The following is a 24,925-nucleotide window of genomic DNA, read 5'->3' as shown; positions in this document are numbered from 1 at the left end:
TCACTCCTCCAGGCAGGCGCGGAAGACCGCCGTGAGCCGGTCCACGTCGCGCTCCGTGGGGACCGAGGGACCGAGGCGGCGGCGCGTGGCGCCCACGCCGAGGACGACGGCGGTGGCCATGCGGGCCCGCGCCAGCGCGTCGGGACCGCCGCCGAGCCGGGCCTGCAACGGCTGGAGCACCGCGGTGATCAGACGTTCGCGGCCCACGTCCACGATCTCGGGATGGCGGGCCGAACGTTCGAGCGCACGCAGGATCGGGCTGTCCGGGGGGCGGCGCATGCGCTCGGCGGCGTACTCGGCCAGCCGGCGCGGCAGCTCCGCGCGCCCGCCTTCGAGCAGCCAGTCGATGGTGGGCTCGCCCTCCAGGACCGCGGCGAACAGGCCGGCCTTGGAGCCGAAGTAGCGGCCGACCAGCGCGATGTTCGCGTCGGCGGCGGCGGCGATCATGCGGACCGTCACCTGCTCGTATCCCTGCTCCCCGAACAGCGTGCGCGCCGCCTGCAGGATGCGCTCGCGCGTGGCCTCGCGCCCGCGCGTCCTGCTCTCGGTCGCCTGGCTCTCGGTCACCTGGGCCTCCATGCCCCGCACTCTACTCACGTGAGGGTGTGCTGACCCCCGCTTGCCGCGCGGCAAGTAAACATGCGTATACTCGCGTCGGGTAAAAACGGTATGAAGGGGATGTGGTGTCTTGGTAGCCCAAGCTCACGCCGCAGCTCCTCCCGCGAAGCGGACCTACACCCACCGCGAGATCCTCGAGGTCATGTCCGGGCTGATGCTCGCGATGCTCACGTCGATGATCTCGACCTCGGTGGTGGGCACGGCTCTGCCGACGATCGTGGGGGAGCTCGGCGGTCAGGACCAGTACTCATGGGTGGCCAGCGCCACCATGCTGACGATGACGGTCTCCACGCCGCTGTGGGGCAAGCTGTCCGACCTGTTCGGGCGCAAGCTGCTCTTCCAGACGGCGCTGGGACTGTTCGTGTCGGCGTCCTTGGTGGCGGGCCTCTCGCAGGACATGGGACAGCTCATCGCCGCCCGTGCCGTGCAGGGCCTGGGTGTGGGTGGTTTGTCGGCGCTGTCCCAGGTGATCCTGGGGGACATCGTCTCGCCCCGCGAGCGCGGCCGGTACTCCGGCTACATGGGAGCGGTCTTCGGCATCTCGACGGTCGCCGGACCGCTGCTCGGCGGGTTCATCGTGGACGCCGACTGGCTCGGCTGGCGTTGGTGCTTCTACGTCGTGGTGCCGTTCGCGGCGGTGGCGTTCGTCGTCATCCAGAAGGTGCTGCGGCTGCCGCCGGTCAAGCGCAACACCTCCATCGACATCTGGGGCGCGACCACCATCACGGCCAGCGCGAGCGCGCTCATGCTGCTGCTCACGCTCGGCGGCAACGAGTTCGAGTGGAACTCGTTCTGGACGTACTTCCTGGCCGCGACGGCCCTGCTCATGCTGGCGCTGTCGGTGCTCTCCGAGCGGACGGCCAGGAACCCGATCCTGCCGCCTCGGCTGTTCCGTAACCCGACGTTCGTGCTGACCAGCCTCGCCTCGCTCTTCGTCGGCATGGCGATGTTCGGCGCGATGATCTACCTGCCCCAGTACCTGCAGATCGTCAAGGGCATGAGCCCGACGAACTCCGGTCTGATGACGCTGCCCATGGTCGTGGCGCTGTTCCTGTCCGGCGTCATCTCCGGCAAGATCGTCACCAACACCGGCAAGTGGAAGATCTTCCCCGTCGCCGGCCTGCTCATCGTGGCCGTCGGGCTGTTCATGCTGTCGCGGCTGCACGTCGACTCCAGCGAATGGCTCATCGGCTTCGACGTCGCCGTGCTCGGCGTCGGGCTGGGCCTTTCCATGCAGATGCTCATCCTCGCCGCGCAGAACGGCTCCGAGCTGCGGGACATGGCCTCGACCACGTCCGGCGTGTCGTTCTTCCGCTCGCTGGGCGGCGCCGTCGGCGTGGCCGCGTTCGGCGCCATCCTGACGGGCCGGCTCAAGGACGAGATGACCACGCTGATCGCGGAGGCCGGCATCAAGGTCCGCGGCGGCGGGGACATCAAGCTCGGCAGCCCCGACGCCATCCAGGCGCTGCCGGGTCCGGTCAAGAACATCGTGCTGGAGGCGTTCACCCGCGGCCTGGAGACCGTGTTCATGGTGGGCGTGCCCATCGCGCTGCTCGGCTTCCTCGCCACGCTCTTCCTCAAGGAGCTGCCGCTGCGCGGCTCCACCACGCCGCCCGCCGAGCCGCAGCCGCTCAGCAAGGACGACCTCGTCCTCGCCGGGCTGCTGCTGGAGCTCGTGGCCCAGCGGGTCGAGCGGTCCAACGGCGAGCCGTCCGCCCTGCTCACCGCGGTCGCCAGGATGGCGCCCGAGGACGCCAGGTCCGAACGCGAGCGCGCCAGATCGGTGGCGCAGACCGTGCTGCGCCCGACCTCGCGCGCGCTGCTCGCGCAGGCCACGCCGGCCCAGAAAGACCTCGTCACAGGAGGAATCCCCCAATGATTCGCAAGTTCGTGGGCGCCGTCGCCTCCATCCTGGCCGTGCTGGCCGGGCTGTGGCTGATGATCGCCCCCTGGGCCCTCGGCAGCCAGCCGGAGAACCGTGACTGGACCGACATCACCACCTCCGAGTTCTGGACCGGTCTCGGCGTGGCCGTCGTGGGGCTCGCCGGCGCGATCAGCTTCGCCCTCGCCATCCACGAGGAGCTGGTCGTGCGCGGCGCCGTGGTCGTGAAGCCGCGCCGGGTCGAGCCCGAGCCCGAGCCCGAGATCGTCCCGGCCGCGCCGCCGCAGGCGTCCTCGGCCGAGCTGGCGGCCCTGCTCGCCCCGCTCGTCGAGGCCCTTCGCGAGGACCTGAACCGGAGCGACCGCGCCGGCGGCGAGCACCGGCAGAACGGCAGGACCACCCTGGTCGGAATGGAGGAGAACCGATGAAGGCGAAGCTGGGCGTAGGCGCCCTGGTCGTGCTGTTCCTGGGCGGCCTGTGGCTGGTCGCGGCCCCGTTCGCGGTCGGCTACCAGCCGAGGGGCGCCGAGTACGCCGACGCGACCGTCAACGACCTGTGGGTCGGCGGCGGCCTCATCGGCATCGCGTTCGTCGCCCTCGTCGTCTACGCCGCCGACGCGCTGCGCGAGCTGGCGCGCCGCGGCAAGCACGCCGAGAGCTGACGCGAGAGCGCCGTGTCCGGCGGTGACGTCGACCCCCGCTGGGAGCCGCTGGCAGGCAGGCTCCCCGACGGGGCGTTCGAGATCGGCAAGGACGGCGCGGGCCTGCTGGTGGTGGGGTTCGACGGGTCCGGGCCGAGTCGCAACGCGCTCGCGTACGCGGCCGGCCTGGCCCGCAGGGACAACGCCTCGCTGCTCGTCGTCTTCGTCGAGTCGCTGAACAGCGCGAGCCTGTGGTTCTTCGCCGGCTCGCCCATCATCCCCGACTCCGCGGCCGACCTCACCGAGGACCTCAAGGACGAGCTGAGGGGCAGCGGCGTGCCGTGGCGGTTCGTCAGCGTCCGGGGCGACGCGGCCCGCGAGCTGGAAGCCCTGGCCGGCTCCTACATGGCCGACGCCATCGTGGTGGGACGATCGCGGCACTCCCTGTTCGGGTCGGTGGCGGGCGCGCTGGCGAAACGGGCTCGCCGTACTGTGCTGATAGTCCCCTGACCTGGCAAGACGTCGCATATGGTGGCTGGATGAAGCGTGCTGTCGCCATGGCGTTCGTGGCCCTCACGACCGTGTCGTGCGGTGCGACGCCGCCCGTCGCATCGTCCGCTCCCTCGCCGGAGCCGCCCGCGAGCTCGCCGTCGGCCCCGGCGTCGCCCACGGCCTCGCCCACGGCGACGCCGAGTTCCACCGCGCCGCCCGCGTTCGCGGCGAAGGTGACCGCCGTCGCGCGCGACCGCCTGCCCTACTCGTGGCGGCCCGGCTGTCCGGTCCACTACCGGGACCTGCGGCTGGTGACGCTGTCGTACTGGGGGTTCGACAACAAGCCGCACACCGGCGAGCTCGTGGTGCACAAGAGCGTCACCGACGACATCGTGACGGTCTTCAGGAAGCTGTACGGATGGCGCTGGCCCATCAGGCAGATGAAGCTCGTGGACGCCTTCAAGGCCGACGACTACGCCTCGATCGAGGCCGACAACACCTCGGCCTTCAACTGCCGCCGGGCGACCGGGTCCAGCAACTGGTCGAACCACGCCTACGGCAAGGCGATCGACGTCAATCCCCGCGAGAACCCATATGTCACCGCAAGTGGCAGCACGGCGCACAAAAATGCCGAAAAGTTCACCGAGCGCCCGATGAAGGGCAAAGGTGTGATCAATCCCGGCGACAAGGTCGTGAAGGCATTCGCGCAGGTCGGCTGGGAGTGGGGCGGCTACTGGTCCGGCACCAAGGACCTCCAGCACTTCTCCAAGGGCGGAGGCTGACACAATCACGCCATGGCGGCTAACGACGGCGACGGCTGGATCGAGTGCGCTCAGGGCCATCGGCACTGGGGGCTGCACGGAGCCTCGGGGCTCCTCCTCGTGCACCACGACCCCGCCGGCACACCGTACGTCCTCATGCAGAAACGGGTCTGGTGGAGCCACCACGGCGGCACCTGGGGGCTGCCGGGCGGCGCCCGCGACAGCCACGAGGACGCCGTCGCCTCGGCGCTGCGCGAGGCCCGCGAGGAGGCCGCGCTCGGCGCCGACGAGCTGCGGGTGCAGGGCGTCTACCTCGACGACCACGGCGGGTGGGCGTTCGAGACGGTGATCGCCGAGACGGCCGAGCTGCTGGCCGCCGCCCCCGCCAACCAGGAGAGCACCGAGCTGCGCTGGGTCGCCCTGCCCGAGATCGCCGCACGCGAGCTGCATCCGGGCTTCGCCGCCACCTGGGGCACCGTCCAGGGGATGCTCCAGCCGGAGACGGTCGTCCTCGACGTCGCCAACATCGTCGGCGCGCGGGCCGAGCACGGCTGGTGGCGCGACCGGGCCGGGGCCGCCGCGCGACTGCTGGAGGACGTCGCCGGGCAAGGTCTGCGGCATCCGGTGCTGGCGCAGTGGTTCCCGAAGGTGGTCGCGATCGTCGAAGGGGCGGCCAAGGACGTGCCCGGCCCGCCCGGCGTGCAGGTGGTGCCCGCAGTGGGCAGCGGCGACGACACGATCGTCGAGGTCGTACGCCAGGCCAGGCCCTGGGAGCGGGTGCTCGTCGTCACCGCCGACCGGGGGCTGCGGCAGCGGGTGGGCGAGCTGGGCGCCGAGAGCGCGGGCCCGAAATGGCTGCTGTCGCAGCTAGGCCGGCACCACGCCGTCGAAGACGGCCTTGAGCCCGGTCACCTCTAACACCCGCTCCAGGACGCCGTGCACGCCCACCAGGGTCAGCGAGCCGGCGTGGGCCGCGACCCGGCGCTGATGCTCCACCAGCGCCCACAGGCCGCTCGAATCGCAGAAGTCGAGCAGGCTCGCGTCAACGACGACGTCCACCCTGCCCTCGGCGAAGAGCGCGGTCAGGCTCTCCTTCAACAACGGCGCGGTGAGCTTGTCGAGCTCGCCGATCACGTGGACGCGCGCGTGGGGGCCGCCGCGCTCCACCTCGACGTCGAGATCCGCCACCTCCTGAACGTACACCGGCCTCATCACAGCCGCTATCGTGGTTTCCGCACAGGAGGGTTCGCATAGTGGACGAGTGCAGCCGCCTTGAAAGCGGCCAGGTCAGCGATGGCCTCGTGGGTTCGAATCCCACACCCTCCGCTCACTCCCTCAGGGCGGCGAATCCGTCGCCCACGTGCGCGGCGAGCTTGAGGTAGGCCTCGCGCGTGCTGTCCTGGAGCCGGTCGAGGTCGATCTCCGCGCCCTCCTCCAGATGCGGGTCGTACGGCACCTGCACCACGGCCCGGCATCGGGCCGCGAAGTGGGCCTCCAGCTTCTGGATGTCCACCGCCGACTTCGACCGCGGCCTGACACTGCACAGCACCACCGTCGCGTTCTTCACCAGATCGCCGTAGTGGTGGGCCTCCAGCCAGTCGAGCGTGGCCGAGGCCGCCCGCGCGCCGTCCACCGACGGGGAGCTGACCAGCACGATCTGGTCGGCCAGCCCGAGCACGCCGCCCATCGCCGAGTGGAGCAGGCCGGTGCCGCAGTCGGTGATGCAGATCGAGTAGAAGTTCTCCAGCACCTGCGAGACGGCCTGGTAGTCGGCCCCGCTGAACGCCTCCGACACCGACGGGTCGCGGTCGGAGGCCAGCACCTCCAGCCGGGACGGCGCCTGCGAGGTGAACGCCCTGATGTCGACGTAGCGCTTGACCTGGTCGCGTTCGTTGAGCAGGTCGCGCACGGTGGCCGAGGTCTCCAGCACCAGCTTGTCGGACAGCGTGCCCCGGTCGGGGTTGGCGTCGACGGCGATGACGCGGTCGCCGCGCACCTGGGCCAGCGTGGCGCCGAGGCCGACGGTGGTCGTGGTCTTGCCCACGCCGCCCTTCAGGCTCAGCACGGCCACCCGGTGGTGGCCGGTGGTGACCGGGGTGCGGGCGCGGTTCATCAGCTCGCGGCGGCGGCGGACCTCCGGCGGCTCGCCCGGCTTGATCCAGCCGCCGGACGCCTTGTAGACCAGGCGCCGCCAGCCCTTGGACGGGGCGTTGCGCCGGCCGCGGAGCAGGGTCTCGGGGTCGAGGCTGTCGGCGGTCGGGCGGCCGGTCACCGGCGGGCGGGGCGGCGAGGTGAACACGGGGACGGGGGCCGGGCGGCGGCGGACGACGGGCGGGATGTCGCGTTCGGCCGGCCGCCACTCCTGCTGCTCGGTCCACTGGGGGCGGTCCTGCCGCTGGAGCGGGGCGCTCCCAGGCGGCTCGGCCCCGCTGGGCTCGCTCGCCGCGCGCTCGCCGCCGGGCGGCTCCGCGCTGGAGGGCTCTGAGCGGGACGGCTCGGGTCCGAACGCGCCGGGCTTGAGCGGGTCGGGGCGAGCCGACTCGGGACGGGCCGGCTCGGGACGGGCCAGCTCGGGACGGGCCAGCTCGGGACGGGCCAGCTCGGGACGGGCCGGCTCGGGACGGGCCAGCTCGGGACGGGCCGGCTCGGGGAGGGGCAGCTCCTGCTCGTAGGTCGCGAGCTCGTGGGGCCGCTCCGTGCGATGCTCGGCGGCCTCGGGCGTGTCCGCCTGCGAGGTGGGCTTGTCCTTGGGGAGGCCGGCGACGGGATCCGCGGGCCGGTCGCCGGGGGACGGCGAGACCGCGGCCTCGCCGGGGGACCCCGCCGGCGAGCCGGCGCGGGAGTCTCCACGGGACTCGGAACGTGAGCCGGCGCGGGAGTCGCCGTGGAAGTCGATGCGGGAGTCGATGCGGGAGCCGGCGCCGGCATCGGCGCCACTGAGCTCGGCGCCGAACGCGGCGTGAGGCTCCGGTTGAGGCCCTGAGTCGGGCTGGCCCCACTTCGGGGGCTCGTTCCTGGGCTGGGTGGCGGCCCAGGGCTCCGGCTGCTCCTCCTGCGCGGGCTCCTCGGCCCGCGCGGGCTCCTCGAACGCCCCCCGCCGCCATCCGCCCGGCTCCGACGGCCGCGACCAGTCGGCCGGCGGCCAGGTCTCGTCCGCCCGCCGGTCCTCGGGCTCGTCCTGGCGTCCTTCCTCGGGCCTGTCCGCCGCGGGCGGCTGGGCCGGCTCGGCGGACGGCGTGAACGTCAGCCCGTACGCCTCGGTGTCCTCGGACCGCGGCAGCGGCTTGAGCGGCGCGTGGAACGGGTCGTCCACAGCGGGCGCGGGCGGCTGGTCCCGGTTGATCTCGCGCAGGGCCTCGCGGGTGATGTCCGTGGTGGCCGCGTCCCCGAGCCATCCGGCATCGGCGTCCGCGGCGGGCTCGGCGGCCGCGACGGAGTCGGCGGCCGCGCGGAACAGCGTCGGCGCCGGGGTGTCGGGCTGCGCGGGGACCAGCGACCACGGGTCCTTGGGGTACGGCGAGACCGGCTCGTCGGCAGCCGCGGCCGAGGCGCCGACGGTGACCGGGGTCTCGTCGCTCTCCTTGATCGCGTCAAGCCAGGCCAGCTGTTCCTCGAGAGATTCCTCTCGATCGTGTCTTGCCACCGTGTTCCCCCTCGGGTGGGTCTAAAGGGGCAGCAAATACCTTGCAGGTTAACGCGCTGGCAACCGGTCCAGCCCACCAACCCACAACTTCTTTGCCCGGCTACCGTGGATCGCATGCGAGCCATTGAGATCACCCGGCCCGGCGGGCCGGAGGTGCTGGAGTGGCGCGAGGTGCCCGACCCCGAGGTCGGGCGGGGGGACGTGCTCATCGACGTCACCGCCTCGGCGCTCAATCGTGCCGACGTCCTGCAGCGGGGCGGCCACTACGACCCGCCGCCGGGGGCGCCGCCGTACCCGGGGCTGGAGGTCTCGGGCGTGGTCGCCGAGGTCGGCGCGGACGTCGAGCAGTTCAAGCCCGGCGACGAGGTGTGCGCGCTGCTCGGCGGCGGCGGTTACGCCGAGCGCGTAGCGGTGCCGTGGCAGCAGGTCATGCCGGCGCCCGAGGGCGTCCCGCTCAAGGAGGCCGCCGGGCTGCCGGAGGTCGCCTGCACGGTCTGGTCCAACGTCTTCATGCTGGCCCGGCTGCGCAGGGGCGAGACGCTGCTGGTGCACGGCGGGGCCAGCGGCATCGGCACGTTCGCCGTCCAGCTCGCCAAGGCGCTCGGCTCCCACGTGGTCGCCACCGTCGGCAGCGCGGAGAAGGCCGAGAGGGTGCGCAGGCTCGGCGCGGACGAGGTCGTCAACTACCGCGAGGAGGACTTCGCCGAGAGGGTCGAGGCCGACGTCATCCTCGACATCATGGGGGCGAAATACCTCGCGGGGAACCTCAAGGTCCTGCGCACCGGCGGCCGGCTGGTGATCATCGCGCTCCAGGGCGGCAGCAAGGCCGAGATCAACCTCGGCGCCCTCATGGCCAAGCGCGCCTCCGTGCACGGCACCACGCTCCGCGCCCGGCCGGTGGACGAGAAGGGCGCGATCGTCCGCAGCGTCGTCGAGAACGTGTGGCCGCTGGTCACGGGGGGTGCGGTGCGCCCGGTCGTGTACGCGGAAGTCCCCATGTCCGATGCTGCCGAAGCGCACCGTATGTTGGATTCCGGGGAGCACGTCGGCAAGATCCTGCTAGTACGGTGAGTGTTATGAACGCTGAGGACAACAACACCCCTCACATCGTGGTGGTGGGCCCCGACTTCCAGGGAGGTCAGGGCGATAGCAGCGAAGAGGACCGTTCGGTCACCCAGCTGGTCGAGCAGCCGGCGAAGGTGATGCGCATCGGCAGCATGATCCGCCAGCTTCTGGAGGAGGTGCGCGCGGCTCCTCTCGACGAGGCCAGCCGCAAGCGGCTGAAGGACATCCACGCCTCCTCGATCAAGGAGCTGGAGGACGGCCTGGCACCGGAGCTGGTGGAGGAGCTTGAGCGGTTGTCGCTGCCGTTCACGGACGACACCGGCGCCCCGCCGAGCGAGGCCGAGCTGCGCATCGCGCACGCCCAGCTGGTCGGCTGGCTCGAAGGGCTGTTCCACGGCATCCAGACCACGCTGTTCGCGCAGCAGATGGCGGCCCGTGCGCAGCTTGAGCAGATGCGCAGGGCGCTGCCCGGCGTGCCGCAGTCGATGGACGAGTCCGGGCGTCCCCACGGGGGTTCCGGCCCCTACCTGTAGCCGTTTCCGGGCCCCCGCCCAAGGGTCAGAACAGCTTCTCCAGCACCTGCGCGACGCCGTCCTCGTCGTTGGCCGCGGTCACGTGATCGACCGCCGCCAGCACGTCGGGATGCGCGTTCGCGACGGCGTACGACGTGCCTGCCCAGCCCAGCATGGGCAGGTCGTTCGGCATGTCGCCGAACGCCACGACCTCGCCCGCCTCGATGCCGTGCTCCTGGGCGAACGCCGCCAGCGCCGTGGCCTTGGTCACACCCTGGGCGCTCATCTCGATCAGCCCCCGACGGCTGGAGTGGGTGGCCGTCACCAGGTGGCCGACCAGGTCGTGCACCACGGCGTGCAGCTCGTCCGCGTCCATGTGCGGGTGCAGGGCCAGCAGCTTGGCGCAGGGGCGGGCGGTCATGGACGCGGCCTGCGCCTCGACCGCCCGTCGGTCCAGGAAATCGGACTCATGCGCAAAACCGGCTTCATACTCGACCGAAAATACGAGATCGGACACGTTCGCTCTTAGCTGAGCGACGACTTCCTCAAGGACCTCCGCCTCGATGAGGTGGGATTCCACTATCCGCTCGGTATGCAAGTCGTAGATCAGGGCCCCATTCGCACAGATCGCGAGCCCATGGTGACGTACCGCACCCGCCACACCCCCCATCCACCGGGGCGGCCGGCCGGTCACGAACACGAGCATGGCACCGGAGTCCTCGACGCGGGCGAAGGCCGCGACGGTCCGGGGAGACACGGTTCCGTCCCGGCGAAGGGCGGTTCCGTCCAGGTCGGTGGCCACAAGGCGGGGTGTCGGGTCGCTGTGCATAACAGGTTCCAGTTTGCCCGGTGAGGCCGTCTGACAGAAATCTTCGATCGGACGGAACACCGACGCGCCAGAATGGTGTTAGATGTGATGGCGTTGTATTAGCTGATCCCGTAGTGAAAACCAGCATGACATTGTCTGAGCCACCCCGGGTGCTTGCTGTACGACACACCGGGACCCACGAGGTGTGGGTCCCATAGATTCACATCCTGAGGGAGAGCTTTTATGGCTCAGGGAACCGTCAAGTGGTTCAACGCTGAGAAGGGCTTCGGCTTCATCGCCCCGGACGGCGGTGCGCCGGACGTGTTCGTGCACTTCTCCGAGATCGTCGGCAGTGGCTACCGAAGCCTCGAAGACGGCCAGCGGGTCGAGTTCGAGATCACGCAGGGCCAGAAGGGGCCGCAGGCCTCCCAGGTCCGCGCCATCTGACCTGTTAGTTAGCAAGTAGAAGCCGGGGTTCGCGTCCAGCGGACCCCGGCTTTCGCATGTGTCGGGTTGGTCACGGGTGGGCCGTCCGCTGAACGCGCGGGCCCCGGCGGGCGTCGATCTCTACATGAGGTACGCGTGGTTGTGTCATCCCGTGACCGTTGCCGGGGTGATCGTGCTCCTGGTCAACGACCACCTGCTCAAGCAGGCCTGGCCCGGGTTCGTGACGGGCAAGCTCAGCGACGTGGCCGGCCTGCTCGTGGCGCCCCCGCTGCTGGCACTCCTCTTCCTGCGCCGGGCCGACCTGGCCGCCACGCTGGCCACGGGAGTGCTCTTCGCGCTCGTGAAAACGACGGAGACGGGCGCTGAGGCCGCCTCCCATGTCTGGACCCTCGTGGCCGGTCCTTCGCGCGTCCTCGCCGATCCCACGGACCTCCTGGCCCTGCCGGCGCTCGCGCTCGCCTGGTGGGTACGCCGCCGCAGCCTCGCCGCCCCCTCCTCGCCCCGCCTGCGCGTCCTGCTGACCGCGCCCCTGGCCCTGCTCGCGGTCGCCGCCAGCGGCGCGGCCCCCCAGGCCACGTCCGAGGCCGTCTCCGTCGAGGTGCGCGGCGGGCGCATCATCGTCCACACCGACGACTCGGCCGCGTGGACCTCGGAGAACAGGGGCGACAGCTGGGTCTACGAGAGCGCGTCCGACCGGCCGCCCAAGCGGCCCACGACGGCCATGTGCGTGCCCTACAAGGCCACCCGCTGCTACCGCGTCACCCCCGGCCGGCTGGGGGTCGAGCAGTCCGACGACGGCGGCGACACCTGGCGCCCGTCATGGTCGCCGTCCCGCGACGACCGCGACCGCCTCGCCCGGCAGTACGACGACGACGACCTCCCGCGCTCCGGCGGCCTCGCCGTGCAGGGCTGGCGCGGCGGGCACGTGGTGGTGGTCGCCAACGGCAGCGAGGGCATCCTGCTCCGCGACGAGACCGGCTCCTGGCGGCGGCTCGGCCACCCCGGCGAGCCGGAGCGGGCCCCGGACCTCTACTTCGAGGGGGTCACGGCGGCCTTCCTGGCCGGCTGCGTGCTGTTCGGGGCCGCCGGAGCCGGGCTGCGCCGCTATCACCGCGCTTACCTGGCCGTGACGACGACAGCCTGCCTGAGCTTCCTGGGCGTCGCGTTCTCCACGATCACGCCCGCCCTGGACGGGTACATGGAGTTGCTCGCCGTGCTCGCGCTCGGCACGGTCCCGGCGGCCTTCATCGTGGGCACCGTTCTGCTGATCGCGGGGCGGGCGCGCCCGGCGCCCATAGCCGTGGGCATCCTCAGCGCGCCGTTCGTCTACCTGGCCGCCTACCTGCCCTTCGAGGGCTGGGCCGACGGGACCTTCGGGTCGTACTGGGCCGGGGTCGCGGTGGCCGCGCTGCTGACCGCGCTGGTGCTGGCCGTGGACCTGCTGCTGATCAGGAAGGACGCCGCGAGGGCTCCCGCGGACCTGTGAGCCCGCGGGCGCCGGACGGCTACGGCTTGGCCGGCGTGAGGACGTCGAGCCCCACGTACGGGCGCAGCGCCTGGGGCACCACCACCGAGCCGTCGGCCTGCTGGTGGTTCTCCAGGATCGCCACGATCCACCGGGTGGTGGCGAGCGTGCCGTTGAGCGTGGCCAGATGGCGCGGCTTGCCGTCCTTGTCGCGGAAGCGGGCCGCGAGCCTGCGCGCCTGGAACTCCGTGCAGTTGGAGGTCGAGGTCAGCTCGCGGTAGCGGCCCTGGCTCGGGATCCACGCCTCGCAGTCGAACTTGCGCGCCGCCGACATGCCGAGGTCGCCCGCCGCCGTGTCGATCACGCGGTAGGGCACCTCGATCTTGGCCAGCATCTCCTTCTCCCAGGCGAGCAGGCGCAGGTGCTCCTCGTGGGCCTCCTCCGGCCGCACGTACGAGAACATCTCCACCTTGTCGAACTGGTGGACGCGGATGATGCCGCGGGTGTCCTTGCCGTAGGAGCCGGCCTCGCGACGGAAGCACGACGACCAGCCCGCGTAGCGCAGCGGCAGCGCGTCCGCGTCGACGATCTCCTGGGCGTGGTAGCCGGCCAGCGAGACCTCCGACGTGCCGACGAGGTAGAGGTCGTCCTCGGGCAGGCGGTAGATCTCCTTGTCGTGCGCGACGTGGAAGCCGGTGCCCTGCATGGTCTCCGGCTTGACGAGCACCGGCGTGATCATCGGCGTGAAGCCGGCCTCGATCGCCTGCTGCATCGCCATGTTGAGCAGCCCGAGCTGCAGCCGCGCGCCGAGGCCCTTGAGGAAGAAGAACCGCGAGCCGGACACCTTGGCGCCCCGCTCCATGTCGATGGCGTCGAGCCTCTCGCCCAGCTCCAGGTGGTCCTTCGGCTCGAAGTCGAACTCGCGCGGCCGCCCCACCGTCTCCAGGACCACGTAGTCGTCCTCGCCGCCGGCGGGCGCGCCCTCCTCGACGATGTTGGGCACCGCCTGCACCAGGTCGTCGAGCTCGGCGCCGAGCTTCTCCGCCTCCGACTCGGCCGCCTTGACCTGGCTCGCGAGGTCCTTGGCGCGCTGCAGCAGCGCGGCCTTCTCCTCGCCCTGCGCCTTGGAGACCGACTTGCCCATGCTCTTCTGCTCGGCGCGCAGGGACTCGAACGAGGTCAGCGCGGCGCGGCGGCGCTCGTCCAGGTCGAGCAGCGTGTCGACGACGGAGTCGTCCTCGCCGCGGGCACGCTGCGAAGCCCGTAGCCGGTCGGGATCCTCACGAAGGGTACGCAGGTCAATCACAAGGAAAGGCTACCGGCGCCGGACGCCGCCCCGCCCCCGGATTACCGCCTGCCGGGGATCTCCGTCAGACCTGGCCGGCGCGGATGCGGGCCAGCCACTCGCCCGCCTCGCCGAACTCCTCGTCCGAGGTGCCCCGCTTGATCTGCGGCGCCATGCCGTCGGCCCGCGGATAGCTGCCGAGGAAGCGCACCTCGCCGCAGATGCGGTGCAGCCCGGCGATGGCCTCGCCGACCCGCGCGTCGCCGATGTGCCCCTCGAAGTCGAAGTGGAAGAAGTAGCGCCCGATGCCGTCGCCCGTGGGCCGCGACTCGATGCGCGTGAGGTTGACGCCGCGCACCGAGAACTCGGTCAGCATCTCCAGCAGCGCGCCCGGGTGGTCGTCGGCCAGGAAGACCACCAGCGTCGTACGGTCGGAGCCGGTCGGCGCGGGCAGCGGCCCGCCGGGGCGGTTGACCTTGACGAACCTGGTCACCGTGTCGGACCGGTCGCCGATGCCGCCGGCCAGCTCGGTCAGCCCGTAGTACTCGCCCGCGATGCGGGGGGCGATCGCGGCGTCGTACGGGGACCCGGGCAGCGAGACCTCCTGCGCCGCGGCGGCCGTCGAGGGCGCGGCCACCACGACCGCGTCCGGCAGCTCGCGCGCAATGTAGCCCCGGCACTGCGTGATCGCCGCCGGGTGCGTGTAGAGGCGCTTGATGTGCGGGATCTCGGTGCCGGGCCTGGCCAGCAGCGAGAACCGCACCGGCAGCAGCAGCTCGGCCGTGATCAGCAGCGGCTCGCCCCAGGCGAACTCGTCGAGGGTCGTGGTGATCGCGCCCTCGATGGAGTTCTCCAGCGGGACCACGGCTCCGTCGGCCTCCCCGGCGCGGGCCGCGTTGAGCGCCGCGCTCACGTTGGCGCAGGGCAGCCGCTCGGCCGTGGGGTCGAGGAGGCTCAGGGCCTCTTCGGTGAACGTACCCTCGGGCCCGAGGTAGGCGAGTCTGGGCATGCGTCCAGAGTAACCGCAGGTCGTCAGGCCCGCGCCCGTTTCGCCCCTGATCCGCCCTTGATCTGTCAGGTCAGAGCGGGCCCGCCGAGCGGCACGGCACCAGCGGTCCGAGCCCCAGCCGGGCGGCCCGCACCGCCTCCGCCTCCTCGGGCGACAGCGGCTGCTCGCCCTTGCCGCCCACCACGGGCCGCACGTACGTGCGCGTCTCGCTCTGCCCGTTGATCGAGGTCAGCACGATCCCGTCGCCCAGCCCGTTGATCATCGCCACCGAGAACGACAGCCGCCCGCGCATCTCCGACAGCGCGTCGTAGCGGCAGACCGCGACGTCCCTGATGGCCTTGAGATCGCCCATGCCCTCGCTGCTCTGCCTGGCCAGCATCCGCTGGCACTCCTCCACGGCGGCCCTGGCCTGCCGCAGCGACAGCCGGCCGATCAGCACGCCGCTGACCCCGGCGACGACGCCCACGATCACCCATGCGGTAACGAGCACGTGACCGAGGGTAACGGCTCAGTCAAGCAAGCTCGCGCCGTTTCGGCAACCACGACACCAGCAACCACACCAGGACCAGCGCCCCCAGCCCGAACCCGTTCTGGACGATCTTCCCCAGCACCAGGCTCACCCCCGGGATGCCGGCCGCGATCAGCGCCACCCCCCACCACGGGACCGGCACCACGTAGTACAGCCACACGCCGCCCGCCACCCGCAGCCGTACGCGGTCGCGCCCGTCGCCCACGATCGCCCCGAGCACCACGACGATCCAGGCCAGGTGGTGGATCCAGGCGACCGGCGAGAGCAGCACGGCCATCAGGCCGACCAGTGCCACGGCGGCGAGCGGGTCACCCGCCCGGTACGCGTCCCGCGCCCCCCTGAAGCCGAACCAGCCGACCACGGCGACCAGCACCAGCCAGATCGCCGACTCCACCGTCTCGTTCATGTAGAGGCGGATCAGCATGCCGCGCATCGACTGGTTCGTGGTGGCCGCGTTCGCGCCGAGCCGCTCGGGGTCGAGCAGCGCCGAGAACCAGAAGTCGGCCGCGTCCTGCGGGATCACGGCGAACGGCAGCAGCGTGAGCACCGCCGTCACGAACGCCGCCATCCAGAACGTCCGCCACTGCCGGGTGACCAGGAGGTAGATCAGGAACACGCCCGGCGTCAGCTTGACCGCCGTCGCCAGCCCGATCAGGAAGCCGCGCGGCCACCAGGGGCGCCTGGCCAGGCAGTCGGCGACGCAGAGTGAGACCAGCAGGATGTCCACCTGCCCGAAACGCACCTGGTCGCGGATCGGCATCAGGTACGCGCAGGCCACCATGAGCAGCCCGAACACCCACGGCGCGTACCGCCGGACCGCCTCCCCCGTCAGCACCTGCCGGAACGAGAACCAGACGGTCACGGCCAGCGTCACGTAGATCCCGGCCGTCCACACCCACTGGGCCGTCTCCCACGACATCACGGCCAGCACGACGGCCAGCATGGCCGCCACCGGCGGGTACGTGAACGGCAGCAACTGCGGCGCGGGCGTGTAGGCCGCGTACACCGGCCGCCCTTCGAGCAGCATCTGCCCGCCGGTCCGGTAGACGTCCAGGTCGACCAGGCGCTGGTCGTCCGGGTTCGTGAGCCACGTGTGCACGAGCGGCGCGACGGCCGCCGCGACGGCCAGCGCCACGATCGCCCACGCCCACCACTGCCGCCGGTTCACCCGCACCTCGCCTCTTGTCACGGTGTGGCACGTTACCGTGGCTGTTGTTGTACGAGGGGCAATCACTGGGGGTTCCATCCATGGCGTACGAGAGCGCATCCGGCCTGCCAGGAGGTCGGCCCGGCTCCCGCCCCCGCCTCGTGCACGGCCTCGCCGTCGTCCTCCTCGCCGCCCTCCTCGCCCTCCTGACCCTCACCCCGGCCGCCGCCCAGAGCCGGACGGGTGGCCGGGTGGCGCTGATCGGCGTGCCCGGTCTCCAGTGGAGCGACCTCGACCCGGCCCGCACCCCCGCCCTCTGGGAACTCGTGGGCCAGGGCTCATCGGGCTCGCTCTCCACCCGGGCGGTGCCGCCGCCGGACCGCGGCATCACCTGCCCCGTCGCCGGCTGGCTGACCGTCTCCGCGGGCCAGCGCGCCGGCACCGATGGCAAGGGCTGCCCCGCCGCCCCACAACCGTCCGGGCGCGGCGACGGCGGCGCCACCGTGCCCGGCTGGCAGGCCATGACCGCTTACCAGTCCGACACCGGGTACGACGCCCGGATCGGCACGCTCGGTCAGCTGGTGACGGACGGCGGGGGCAAGGTCGCCGCCGTCGGGCCTGGCGCGGCCATCGCCGGCGCCAACAAGTCCGGAAATATCGCCAAATACGCCCCCACCCCCGACGCCCTGGGCGACCCGGCCCCGTACAACCTCATCGTCTTCGACGCCGCCCCCCTCGCCGACGCCTGGTCCCGCCAGCCCCTCGACGAGTACGGCGTCCCCGCCGGGATGCCCGCCGCCACCCGCCAGGCCGCCGTCGCCGAGGCCGACCGCCAGGTCGCCGCCCTGCGCGACCGGCTCCCGCCCGGCACCACGATCCTGGTCGCCGGCCTCTCCGACGTGACCCCGAACGCCCACCTCCACGTCGCCGTCGCCGCCGGCCCGTCCCCGGCGGGGGAGCCGTACCCGCGCGGCCACCTCACCGCCACCTCCACCCGTCAGGACGCCCTGGTCACCATCACCGACCTCACCGCGACCGTCATCCGGCTCCTGGGCCTGCCACAGCCGCGCGAAGTGGTCGGCCGCCCCTGGCAGGCGGGCGCTCCCGCGTCCGGCAGCACGGCGGACACGGTCTCCGGCCTCGCCGACGCCGACCTCGCCAGCCAGGTCCTCAGGAACGTCCGCGGCCCGTTCTTCACCGTCCTGGTCACCCTCCAGCTCCTCTTCTACGCCTGCGCCGCCCTCGCCCTACGCCGCCGCCGCTCCACCACCCCAGCCGCACGCGACGCCGCGACCCCGCCTCAAGCCGGCATCACCGGCCTGCCCGGAGGTGCCGCGAGCTCGCCCGGAGCCGGCACCACCGGCCCGTCCGGAGGCGATACCGCCGCGTCACCCGGGAACGACGCCGCCACCTCCCCAGCCACGGCCGGGGGCGACGCCGACACGCCGCCCGGGGGTGAGCCGGGACCCGGCGCCACGACGCCCGCCGGCACCGACACCGACACCGACACCGACACCGACACCGACACCGACACCGACACCGACACCGACACCGACACCGACGACAGCATCGGCGGCAGCAGCAGCGCCGACAACAGCAGCATCGTCATCGGCGGGGACGCGAGCGCGTCCAAGCTGCTCCGCGCCGTCCAGATCGTCGCCGTGCTGAGCGGCGCGATCGCCGTCTCCACCTTCCTGGCGCAGCTCGTGCCCTGGTGGACCCTCCCCGTGCCAATGGTCTCGGTCGTCGTGACGATCCTGGGCATCGCCGCGCTCATCACCGCCGCCGCGTTCGCGGGCCCCTGGCGGGCGCACGTGCTGGGCCCGCTGACCGTCGTCGCGGCGCTGACGTCCCTGGCCCTGCTCATCGACGTCATGACCGGCTCGAAGCTCCAGGTCAACGCCGTCACCGGGTACGAGCCCGTCACCGGCGGCCGCTTCTACGGCTTCAGCAACATCGCCTTCGCCGTCTACGCCACCGGCACCATCCTGGGCCTGGCCGGGATCGCGCAGTGGCTGCTGAACAGAGGCGTCTCCAGGCTCGTCGTGGTCGGGGCCTGCGCGCTCTACGGGATGTTCGCGGTGTTCGCGGACGGGTGGCCGTCCTGGGGAGCGGACTTCGGCGGGGTGCCGGCGTTCGTGATCGGGCTGGCCGTCTTCCTGATCCTCCTTTCCGGCAGGCGGGTGTCGGTGCTCAGGCTGCTGCTGGTCGGCGTCGCGGGGGTGGTGGTCGTCGGGGTGTTGTCGGTGGTCGACTGGTTGCGTCCCGAGGCGCAGCGGACGCATCTGGGGACGTTCGTGCAGCAGGTCGTCGACGGCCAGGCGTGGACCGTCGTCGGCCGCAAGTTCAGCGCCATGATCGGCGTCACGGTCGGGAACTGGTCCTTGACCCTCCTCACGCTGGTCGCGCTCGCGTTCCTCTTCCTGGTGCTGGCCCGGCCCTCGCGGTACGGTGCCGCGGCGCTCGGACAGGTCTACGCCCTCGCCCCGACGCTCCGCGCCGGCCTGTTCGGCGCGTTGACGTGCGCGTTCGTCGGGTTCCTGATGAACGATTCGGGCATCGCCATCCCCGCCATGGCGCTCACGGTGGCGGTGCCGCTGACGCTGGCGGCGTGTGTGCGCGCCCTACAGCTCGCCAGGCCCACACCGCCAGGGCGATCGTCAGGGCGAGCAGCACCCAGGCCGTCTGAGGCCGGACCACGCCGCTGAGCCACGCGAGGTCGGCGGGCTGCCCGTCGACGCGGGCGGGCAGGTAGGCGAGCGACAGGGCCAGCAGGTGCACGACGAGGAACGCGTCCACCGCGGACCCCGCCACGAGCGCCAGCATCCCGAAGGCCAGCCCGTGGTACCAGGGCAGCACGTACGGCGAGGCGAACACGTACGCCACCGCCAGCCCGGCCGCCACCACGGGCGCGCCGAGCCCGGCCACCCCGGCAGGCTCCGCGCCGGCGCCCCAGGCCCATCCGGTGCGGGCGGCCCAACGGAACAGCAGCCAGGCCAGCAGCGCGAGCAGCAGGAGCGAGCCGACCTGGATCTCGCCCCGGTAGGCCGTCCCCGTGCCGATCACCGACTGCAGCCACCCCTGAACCAGCTTCCAGATCGTGGCGTGCGAGATCGCCTTGCTGGTGCGCGTCACCGGCGCGATCGCGTCCGTGCCCGCCACGGCGTAGCCGGCGACCACCACCGCCAGGGCGCATCCCGCCATGACGGCCAGGCGGCCGGGGCGGCGGCGCAGCTCCCAGGCGGGGCCAAGGGCGACGAGACCCGCGTTGACCTTGATCGCCACCCCCAGGCCGAGCAGGACGCCCCCGCCCACCGGACGGCCCCTCGCGAGGAGTGCGGCGACCATGCAGGCCACGGCCAGGGTGTCCACGTGCATGCCGGCGACCAGGTGGTAGAGGAGGAGCGGGTTGGCCGCCCACAGCAGCGCGGCGCGGCGGCGGGCGGCCTCGTCATGCCTGGTGAAACGGTCGATGAGCAGGGCGGTCACGATGAAGGCGGCGGCGTTGACCAGCGCCAGGACGAAGATCGTCAGCCGGAGCGAGTCGCCGCCGACCCAGCTCGCGAACGCCTGGACCGCCGTGGCGACCGGCCCGTACACGCTGGGCTCCTCGCGCCACGGCCGCTCGACCGCGTCGGCGATCACGTCACCGGGGAGGTCGGCGGCCCCGTGCGTGTACGGGTTGATCCCCAGCGTGACCATGCGGCCGTACGCCGCGTAGTTGAGGTGGTCGCCGGAGCCCGAGGGTGGCAGGAAGGCGAGAATCGCGGCGGCGAGGCAGCCGAGCAGCATCAGCAGCCGCCCGTCCGGCAGCCGGCCGCCCCCGAGGCGGGGGGCGCGCCAGGCGGCGGCCGCGCCGGGCGCGCCACGGGCTCCGGCAGGGCCTACGGAGACGGGCAGCGACACCTTGGCCCCCTCGGCCGCCGCCGGAGCCGCCGACGCGCGCGCAACAGAGGCCCCAGAAGCGGGCGCCGATGCGGGCGTCGCAGGGCCCCCCGGGGCAGGCGTCGCAGGGACCCTCGGAGCGGGCGTCGCGAGCGCGAGCAACGTGGTCAGCAGGCCGAGCCCGCCGAGGATGATCGCCGCCGCACCGAGAGCGACCGTCAGATGCGGATCGGGATGGACGTCCAGAGAGTACGACGGCTGCCAGGCGGGCCCGCCCAGCGCGGGGACCATGGGCGACGGGCCGAGCAGGCCGATGGCGGCAGTCAGCAGCACGGAGGCGCCGATCGCCCACATGCCCGCCCACGCGATCCGCCCGCGTGCGGTGTCGTGCCGCGTCTCCGTAGTCACCCGCGTATTCCAGCACACGCGCGGCCGGCCTCGGCCCGGACGGCGGGCACCTGTGGACAACCGGCCGGGCACCCCCGCAGGTGCCCGGTGACCGTGGCGCGGGCTCGACCTGTCCGGAGGTGGTCAGCGGTTGGGGTGAAGTTTGTTCAGGTTTTGGACGACCACCGGGTCGCGGGTGGCCAGCGCCCGCGCCACGTCCCGGAGCTGGATCGCGCGATGGAGCTGCGCCCGCCAGTCCGTGCCCGTCGCCCGGTGGGCCATCTCGACCTCGACCTGCTCCACCCGGTATCCCTTGCGCACCAGGTCGATGGTCAGGGCTGTCTCCACGCCGAACCCGTGCGCCAGCGGCCGCGCGGCCTCGAAGGCGGCCCGGGTCAGGCAGCGCTGGCCGTTGAGCGGCTGGGCGAGCTCCAGGCCGGTCGCGCGGCGGATGCCCTCCCTGGACAGGCGGACGACTAACCCGTGGCCCCCGAGCTTCACCCTGGTGGCGAAGACGGCGATGGTCATGTCGGCCGCGCCCGCGCGTACGGGCTCGACGAGCGGCGCGGCCGCGGCGGCGGTGTCGCCGAGGTCGGCGTCCAGGAACAGCAGGTGGCGCGGTGCGGCGTCGTCCCCGTCCAGGAGGCGTACGGCCTCGGCCCCGCTCTCCATCGCGGCCGCCTTGCCCCGGTTGCGGCTGTGCCGCACCACGCGGGCGCCGGCGGCGCGCGCCGCCTTGCCGGTCAGGTCGTGCGAGCCGTCGTCCACGACCACCACGAGGGCCACGCCGGGCAGCGCCGAGGCGGCCTTGACCGTGGTCGCGATGCGTTCGGCCTCGTTCGCCGCCGGAATGACGACCGCGGTGTCACCGCTCACTGCTCGTGAACCTGGTGCGGCCGCCGTCATGATCCCTCGGATATGAGGAACTCCTGCGGAACCTCTTCGTGCACGGTGAACACCGAGTCGAGCCCGGTGACCTGCAGGATCTTGCGCACGGCGGGACGGGGCGAGGCCACCTCCAGCGTGCCCCCCTGCTCCTTCATCCTCTTGAGCGCCGAGAGCAGCACGTTCATGCCCGTGGAGTCGCAGAAATCCACGGCGGACATGTCGATGACCACCCGGCTCGGCCCTTCCTGCAGCAGCCGAGTGAACTCGGACTGCAGGTGAGGCGCCGTATAGAGGTCGATTTCCCCGGTGACCGCGACGAGCGCGAACCCGGCATGTGATCGAGTCGAGACCTTGAGCTCCACATGGGCAGGCTAGCGGCGCGGAGGCTTCCGGTCACGTTGTCACGCCGATAGGGCAAGCACAGGTTTTTGTCCTCCGTTTGGGCTCCACGGGCACGGAGAGTACGCGAAGCTTGACAGCGTGACACCTGAACACCCGCCGCGGCATCGAGAAGGAGGGACCAGGGCACGGCTGACGGGCCCCACGTCGATGAAGACCGAGAAACCCGAAGATCCTCAGCGCGAAGGGCTCCGCGACCGGCTGGAGTCCATCCTTCTCCGTACGGAGAAGGCCAACTCATGGCACGACGAAGCAGCGCGGCTGCGTGGCCTGCTCAACCACGAGGGCTACGTCCCGATCCGTACGCGGCTGGTCCGCGAAGACCTGGAGTTCCTGGCGGGGGCCCGCGCCGACCTGCTCAGGTTCTCCGAGCTGGGGCTCAGGCTGCTCGACCTGCACCAGCCCCGTGACGCGGGTGGCATCACCAGCGACGCGGCGCACCCGATCCTGCGGTGCCGGAGCTGCATGTGGCGGTGGCCGTGCCCGACGTTCCGGGCGATGGTGGAGTCGTTCGGCTCCCAGCGGGACACCACCGGCGCCCAGGAGAGCCAGGACACCGCGACCGACGGTCCGGCCCGCCCCGCCACGGAGCTCCGCATCGGCGAGGAGACGGTCCGGAGCACACCCACCACGGAGAGCACCGTCACCGCGGAGACCACCCTCAGCACGGAGACCGCTCTCAGCGCAGAGAGCACCCTCAGCGCAGAGAGCACCCTCAGCACAGGGGTAGCCGGATCTCGAACCGGCACCCCGGCCCGTCGTTGACCACCCCGATCACCCCGTCATGCGCCTCCACGATGCCCTGGGCGATGGCCAGCCCGAGCCCGGCCCCTCCGTCGGCGGTCGGCGTACGCGCGCTCTCCCCCCGGAAGGCCACCTCGAACACGCGAGGCAGGTCCTCCTCCGGGATGCCGCCGCAGCAGTCGGCGACCGACAGGCACGCCATGCCGTCGTCCACGGCGGCCCGCAGCACCACGGACCGGTCCGACGGGGTGTGCCTGATGGCGTTGACCACGAGGTTGCCGAGGGCGCGCCCCAGCGCGCCCGCGTCGGCCTCGACGGGCACGGCGGCGTCCGCGGCCTCGGCGGTCAGCAGCACGCCCTTGGCGCGGGCGAGCGGTTCGGCGCCCGCGACCGTGTCGGCGACGAGGTCGGCCAGCCCGACCCGCGCCCGCGACAGTCGCAGCGCCCCCGCGTGGATGCGCGACAGCTCGAACAGGTCGTCCACCATGGCCGACAGCCGCTCCACCTCCAGCTTGATCTGCCCGTGGTAGCGGGCGACCGTCGCGGGGTCGGAGACCACGCCGTCCTCCAGCGCCTCGGCCATGGCCCGCATGCCGGCGAGCGGCGTACGCAGGTCGTGGCTGACCCACGCGACCAGTTCGCGTCTGGCGCCCTCCAGGGCCCGCTCGCGGGCGTACGACTCCTCCAGGGTGTTCGCGATCTCCTGCAGCTCGGCGGGCAGCCCCTGGGGCGCTTTGAACGGCGGCTCCCGTACGGCGTCCACGAGCCGGCGGCTCTCCCGTACGACCCGCTTGGACAGCACGAACGCCACCCCCAGCCCGACCAGCCCGCCGACGGCCACCACGCTCAGCACGAAGTCCTTGACCGGCCCCTCGATGATCATCTTGGCGATGATCGCCACGACGCCGGCCAGCGTGGCCGCCACGGCCACCACCACGACCACGGCCAGCATCACGCCGATCGAACGGGTGCGCAGCCGCCCCATCGCCCAGATCCCGCCGAGCGCCACCAGCAGCCCGAGCCCGGCCGCCACGGCCACGACCATCGGCAGCTCTCCGACCGCCACGGCCGGAGAGACCCCGTGCGGCGCCATCAGCCCTCCATCGGCTCGTAGCGGTAGCCGACTCCCCACACCGTGACGATCCTGCGCGGCGCGGTCGGATCCGGCTCGATCTTCTCCCGCAGCCGCCGCACGTGCACGGTCACCGTGGACGAGTCGCCGAACGACCACCCCCACACCTGGTTGAGCAGCGCCGACCGGCTGAACGCCTGGCGGGGGTTGCGCATGAGGTAGGCCAGCAGGTCGAACTCGCGGGCGGTCAGCATGACCTCGGCGCCGCGCAGGCGTACCTCGTGGGCGCCGACGTCCACCGTCAGGTCGTCGTCGCGCAGCACCCCGGTGCCGCCGGTCACGGACGCGCCCCGCGCCCGCCGCAGCACCGACTGTACCCGCAGGGCCAGCTCGCGCGGGCTGAACGGCTTGACCACGTAGTCGTCGGCCCCCGTCTCCAGGCCGACCACCCGGTCGATCTCCTCGCCCAGCGCGGTCAGCATGATCACCGGCACCGGCCAGCGCTCCCTGAGCCTGCGGCACACCTGGAGCCCGTCGAGCCTCGGCAGCATGAGGTCGAGCACCATGAGGTCGGGCGGCTGCGCGAGGGCCCGGCGCAGCGCCTCGGCGCCGTCGCCCACGCACTCGACCTCGTGCCCGTCACGCTCCAGATAGCGGGCGACCACCTCGGAAACGGTCGGATCGTCCTCGACCACCAGGATGCGCGTGTTCACCACTTCACGGTACGGCTCACGCCCCCGGGACCGCCGCTCACGTCATCACTCCGTAAGCCTCGCGGCCCCTGCCCGCAGGACGTACGGTGGCCTCATGAGTAGAGTCGTGATGATCGTCATAGGGGCCCTGCTGGGCCTGTTCGTGGTGTTCAACTTCCTGCTGCCGCTGCTGGCGGGGCTGTTCAAGCTGGCCTTGATCGTCGGTCTGATCGCTCTGGTCCTGTTCGTCGTGGTCACCGTGATGAGCAAGTCCTCCCGTTCGCAGTGACCCAGCTCCTCTTCGACCCGTGGCTGGCCGGGATCACCATGGTGGCGATCCTGCTGCTGGTCGCGTGGGCGGCCACGTTGCTGCCCGTCCTCGGCGGGGAGCCCCTGGGCTTTCCGCTGACCTACGCGCGCCGCACCGCCTTCCAGCGTCAGTGCGACCCTGACGCCGCCGGGCGGTCCCGCCCGCGCGCTCCTTAGGCACGCCCCGCTTCCCCAGGCAAGCGGGGCTCGCCGCCGGGTGAGCCCCATCCCGATCGTCCCCATGGA

The 24,925-nt window shown here is 72.2% G+C and carries 26 protein-coding genes, 1 tRNA gene and 1 pseudogene; 15 read left to right on the top strand and 13 right to left on the bottom strand.

The annotated features are described in order from the left end of the window. Window positions 1-579: a TetR/AcrR family transcriptional regulator gene (locus ACBR40_RS13105; protein WP_371248820.1), complete on the bottom strand. Its 579-nt coding sequence runs from the start codon at window positions 577-579 to the stop codon at window positions 1-3. A 109-nt stretch (window positions 580-688) separates the two neighbouring features. Between ACBR40_RS13105 and ACBR40_RS13100 the strand changes: the two genes are divergently transcribed. Genes ACBR40_RS13100 through ACBR40_RS13075 form a run of 6 tightly spaced genes read left to right on the top strand, consistent with a single transcriptional unit; the run spans window position 689 to window position 5,311 of the window. After that, window positions 689-2,497 (top strand): MDR family MFS transporter, encoded by a 1,809-nt coding sequence (locus ACBR40_RS13100; protein ID WP_371248819.1) that lies wholly within the window; start codon window positions 689-691, stop codon window positions 2,495-2,497. Next, the gene (locus ACBR40_RS13095; RefSeq protein WP_371248818.1) at window positions 2,494-2,928 is read left to right on the top strand and encodes a hypothetical protein; all 435 of its coding nucleotides are present in this window, start codon (window positions 2,494-2,496) and stop codon (window positions 2,926-2,928) included. Before ACBR40_RS13100 ends, ACBR40_RS13095 begins: the two co-directional genes overlap by 4 nt. After that, window positions 2,925-3,161, top strand: a complete 237-nt coding sequence (locus ACBR40_RS13090; RefSeq protein WP_329588187.1) for a hypothetical protein — start codon at window positions 2,925-2,927, stop codon at window positions 3,159-3,161. Before ACBR40_RS13095 ends, ACBR40_RS13090 begins: the two co-directional genes overlap by 4 nt. A gap of 12 nt (window positions 3,162-3,173) precedes the next feature. Continuing rightward, window positions 3,174-3,650, top strand: a complete 477-nt coding sequence (locus ACBR40_RS13085) for a universal stress protein (RefSeq protein ID WP_371248817.1) — start codon at window positions 3,174-3,176, stop codon at window positions 3,648-3,650. A gap of 29 nt (window positions 3,651-3,679) precedes the next feature. Further along, entirely contained in the window at window positions 3,680-4,414 is a 735-nt protein-coding gene (locus ACBR40_RS13080; RefSeq protein ID WP_371248816.1) for a M15 family metallopeptidase, read from the top strand. Between the two features lie 12 nt (window positions 4,415-4,426). Further along, window positions 4,427-5,311 carry an NUDIX domain-containing protein gene (locus tag ACBR40_RS13075; protein ID WP_371248815.1) on the top strand — a complete coding sequence of 295 codons (885 nt, stop codon included), beginning with the start codon at window positions 4,427-4,429 and terminating at the stop codon, window positions 5,309-5,311. On the opposite strand, the gene ACBR40_RS13070 is transcribed toward ACBR40_RS13075, so the two are convergent. After that, complete coding sequence (locus tag ACBR40_RS13070; protein WP_371248814.1) at window positions 5,261-5,581, bottom strand: STAS domain-containing protein; 321 nt, start codon at window positions 5,579-5,581, stop codon at window positions 5,261-5,263. The genes ACBR40_RS13075 and ACBR40_RS13070 overlap by 51 nt on opposite strands. Window positions 5,582-5,632: 51 nt before the next feature. Between ACBR40_RS13070 and ACBR40_RS13065 the strand changes: the two genes are divergently transcribed. Continuing rightward, a tRNA-Ser gene (locus ACBR40_RS13065) sits at window positions 5,633-5,719 on the top strand. A gap of 1 nt (window position 5,720) precedes the next feature. On the opposite strand, the gene ACBR40_RS13060 is transcribed toward ACBR40_RS13065, so the two are convergent. Further along, window positions 5,721-8,036 (bottom strand): AAA family ATPase, encoded by a 2,316-nt coding sequence (locus ACBR40_RS13060; protein WP_371248813.1) that lies wholly within the window; start codon window positions 8,034-8,036, stop codon window positions 5,721-5,723. A gap of 114 nt (window positions 8,037-8,150) precedes the next feature. Between ACBR40_RS13060 and ACBR40_RS13055 the strand changes: the two genes are divergently transcribed. Together ACBR40_RS13055 and ACBR40_RS13050 are read left to right on the top strand one after the other, a co-directional pair. Beyond that, entirely contained in the window at window positions 8,151-9,107 is a 957-nt protein-coding gene (locus ACBR40_RS13055) for an NAD(P)H-quinone oxidoreductase (protein WP_371248812.1), read from the top strand. 5 nt (window positions 9,108-9,112) lie between these two features. Further along, complete coding sequence (locus tag ACBR40_RS13050) at window positions 9,113-9,634, top strand: bacterial proteasome activator family protein (RefSeq protein ID WP_344213857.1); 522 nt, start codon at window positions 9,113-9,115, stop codon at window positions 9,632-9,634. A gap of 25 nt (window positions 9,635-9,659) precedes the next feature. On the opposite strand, the gene ACBR40_RS13045 is transcribed toward ACBR40_RS13050, so the two are convergent. After that, window positions 9,660-10,415, bottom strand: coding sequence for an HAD family hydrolase (locus ACBR40_RS13045; protein ID WP_371248811.1), 756 nt, complete (start codon window positions 10,413-10,415; stop codon window positions 9,660-9,662). Window positions 10,416-10,664: 249 nt separating this feature from the next. Here ACBR40_RS13045 and ACBR40_RS13040 point away from each other — a divergent pair, with 249 nt between their 5' ends. Beyond that, the gene (locus ACBR40_RS13040) at window positions 10,665-10,868 is read left to right on the top strand and encodes a cold-shock protein (RefSeq protein ID WP_091081014.1); all 204 of its coding nucleotides are present in this window, start codon (window positions 10,665-10,667) and stop codon (window positions 10,866-10,868) included. A gap of 166 nt (window positions 10,869-11,034) precedes the next feature. After that, window positions 11,035-12,354, top strand: coding sequence for a hypothetical protein (locus ACBR40_RS13035; RefSeq protein ID WP_371248810.1), 1,320 nt, complete (start codon window positions 11,035-11,037; stop codon window positions 12,352-12,354). A gap of 19 nt (window positions 12,355-12,373) precedes the next feature. Here the strand turns inward: ACBR40_RS13035 and serS are convergent, their stop codons facing one another. The 4 genes from serS to ACBR40_RS13015 form a co-directional block, all read right to left on the bottom strand. Beyond that, window positions 12,374-13,639 carry a serine--tRNA ligase gene (gene serS / locus ACBR40_RS13030; RefSeq protein WP_344213864.1) on the bottom strand — a complete coding sequence of 422 codons (1,266 nt, stop codon included), beginning with the start codon at window positions 13,637-13,639 and terminating at the stop codon, window positions 12,374-12,376. Window positions 13,640-13,703: 64 nt separating this feature from the next. Next, complete coding sequence (gene pheA, locus ACBR40_RS13025) at window positions 13,704-14,627, bottom strand: prephenate dehydratase (protein ID WP_344213866.1); 924 nt, start codon at window positions 14,625-14,627, stop codon at window positions 13,704-13,706. Between the two features lie 70 nt (window positions 14,628-14,697). After that, window positions 14,698-15,117, bottom strand: coding sequence for a DUF4446 family protein (locus ACBR40_RS13020; protein WP_344213868.1), 420 nt, complete (start codon window positions 15,115-15,117; stop codon window positions 14,698-14,700). Window positions 15,118-15,139: 22 nt separating this feature from the next. Then, on the bottom strand, window positions 15,140-16,345 hold the full coding sequence (locus tag ACBR40_RS13015) for a glycosyltransferase 87 family protein (protein ID WP_371248809.1): 1,206 nt from the start codon (window positions 16,343-16,345) through the stop codon (window positions 15,140-15,142). 59 nt (window positions 16,346-16,404) lie between these two features. On the opposite strand from ACBR40_RS13015, the gene ACBR40_RS13010 reads away from it, so the two are divergent. Next, window positions 16,405-19,011: a hypothetical protein gene (locus tag ACBR40_RS13010; RefSeq protein ID WP_371248808.1), complete on the top strand. Its 2,607-nt coding sequence runs from the start codon at window positions 16,405-16,407 to the stop codon at window positions 19,009-19,011. Window positions 19,012-19,279: 268 nt separating this feature from the next. Here the strand turns inward: ACBR40_RS13010 and mptB are convergent. The 3 genes and pseudogenes from mptB to ACBR40_RS12995 all read right to left on the bottom strand — a co-directional run. After that, window positions 19,280-20,095, bottom strand: a pseudogene (gene mptB, locus ACBR40_RS13005) (polyprenol phosphomannose-dependent alpha 1,6 mannosyltransferase MptB); the annotation flags it as partial. Window positions 20,096-20,719: 624 nt separating this feature from the next. Continuing rightward, window positions 20,720-21,481 (bottom strand): glycosyltransferase family 2 protein, encoded by a 762-nt coding sequence (locus ACBR40_RS13000; RefSeq protein ID WP_371248807.1) that lies wholly within the window; start codon window positions 21,479-21,481, stop codon window positions 20,720-20,722. Further along, the gene (locus ACBR40_RS12995; protein WP_091081001.1) at window positions 21,478-21,825 is read right to left on the bottom strand and encodes an STAS domain-containing protein; all 348 of its coding nucleotides are present in this window, start codon (window positions 21,823-21,825) and stop codon (window positions 21,478-21,480) included. The genes ACBR40_RS13000 and ACBR40_RS12995 overlap by 4 nt, the downstream gene beginning before the upstream one ends. Before the next feature lie 187 nt (window positions 21,826-22,012). Here ACBR40_RS12995 and ACBR40_RS12990 point away from each other — a divergent pair, with 187 nt between their 5' ends. After that, entirely contained in the window at window positions 22,013-22,627 is a 615-nt protein-coding gene (locus ACBR40_RS12990; RefSeq protein ID WP_371248806.1) for a hypothetical protein, read from the top strand. Here the strand turns inward: ACBR40_RS12990 and ACBR40_RS12985 are convergent. Next, complete coding sequence (locus tag ACBR40_RS12985) at window positions 22,578-23,699, bottom strand: sensor histidine kinase (RefSeq protein ID WP_371248805.1); 1,122 nt, start codon at window positions 23,697-23,699, stop codon at window positions 22,578-22,580. The two genes, ACBR40_RS12990 and ACBR40_RS12985, sit on opposite strands and share 50 nt — an antisense overlap. Next, entirely contained in the window at window positions 23,699-24,391 is a 693-nt protein-coding gene (locus tag ACBR40_RS12980) for a response regulator transcription factor (RefSeq protein ID WP_344213881.1), read from the bottom strand. The genes ACBR40_RS12985 and ACBR40_RS12980 overlap by 1 nt, the downstream gene beginning before the upstream one ends. 94 nt (window positions 24,392-24,485) lie before the next feature. Between ACBR40_RS12980 and ACBR40_RS12975 the strand changes: the two genes are divergently transcribed. Together ACBR40_RS12975 and ACBR40_RS12970 are read left to right on the top strand one after the other, a co-directional pair. Further along, complete coding sequence (locus ACBR40_RS12975) at window positions 24,486-24,659, top strand: hypothetical protein (protein WP_329588153.1); 174 nt, start codon at window positions 24,486-24,488, stop codon at window positions 24,657-24,659. Further along, window positions 24,656-24,856: a DUF6412 domain-containing protein gene (locus ACBR40_RS12970; RefSeq protein ID WP_371248804.1), complete on the top strand. Its 201-nt coding sequence runs from the start codon at window positions 24,656-24,658 to the stop codon at window positions 24,854-24,856. The genes ACBR40_RS12975 and ACBR40_RS12970 overlap by 4 nt, the downstream gene beginning before the upstream one ends. Window positions 24,857-24,925: the final 69 nt, after the last annotated feature.

It is taken from the genome of Nonomuraea sp. AD125B (genome assembly GCF_041402765.1).
In the GTDB taxonomy this organism is placed as follows: Bacteria; Actinomycetota; Actinomycetes; order Streptosporangiales; family Streptosporangiaceae; genus Nonomuraea; species Nonomuraea bangladeshensis.
The sequence above is the reverse complement of the archived record's forward strand: the minus strand, read 5'-3'. Positions and strand labels throughout refer to the sequence as shown.